This is a genomic window from Vibrio sp. 070316B (genome assembly GCF_013114115.1).
GTDB classification, from domain to species: domain Bacteria; phylum Pseudomonadota; class Gammaproteobacteria; order Enterobacterales; family Vibrionaceae; genus Vibrio; species Vibrio chagasii_B.
This window is the reverse complement of record NZ_VTYC01000086.1, coordinates 1-616: the sequence shown is the minus strand read 5'-3', so window position 1 is coordinate 616 and position 616 is coordinate 1. Positions and strand designations below refer to the sequence as shown.

Below are 616 nucleotides of genomic sequence, written 5' to 3'. Positions count from 1 at the left end.
CTATTGTTGGTTACCTTAGCAAGATCAGTGGGCCTGAGTCTCCTCCGCCACACGTCTCTGCATTGCGGGAGTAGTATCGGTGCTTAATAATAAGCTCTATATCATCCAAACCTTCAAGGTCTACTATCTCACCGTATCGGTCACCCAGCTTCACGGACAATCTCCAACCTGAAGCCGCGACACTTCTCTCTTTAAAGGCATACGTTGGGTTCAAAAACGCCGACTGACTCTCTTCGTCTGTCATGATGTTGGCCTTCATTTGCTGACGATAGCTGTCTTTAGCAAAGAAGTTACCATTCGATACATCCCAGAAGCGCGTAGAGTACGACACCAACTCATCTTTGATGCCCGTCTCGCCATCGGTTAACGAGCCCGGTGTACGACTGCGCATGTAGTTGTTGCCACCGTACGTCAAGTAAGCTGGGGTGACCTCTTCACCAGAGATATCCATACTCACCTGCAAGTTAATAGCAATACCATCCAACTTATCTAAATAAGTGCCCGCATCCACTAGACAGGTGAGGTCATCGTTGTCTGCAACCACTGGCCCTTGGAAGAAGTTCGAGCGTGGTAGCTCTTTCACCGTACTGAACTCTATCGTTAGCCATTGGTCTTG

The 616-nt window shown here is 48.7% G+C and carries 1 pseudogene; it reads right to left on the bottom strand.

Going from position 1 to position 616, the window contains the following annotated elements:
- Positions 1-10: 10 nt before the first annotated feature.
- Positions 11-616, bottom strand: a pseudogene (locus F0251_RS24340) (hypothetical protein); the annotation flags it as partial.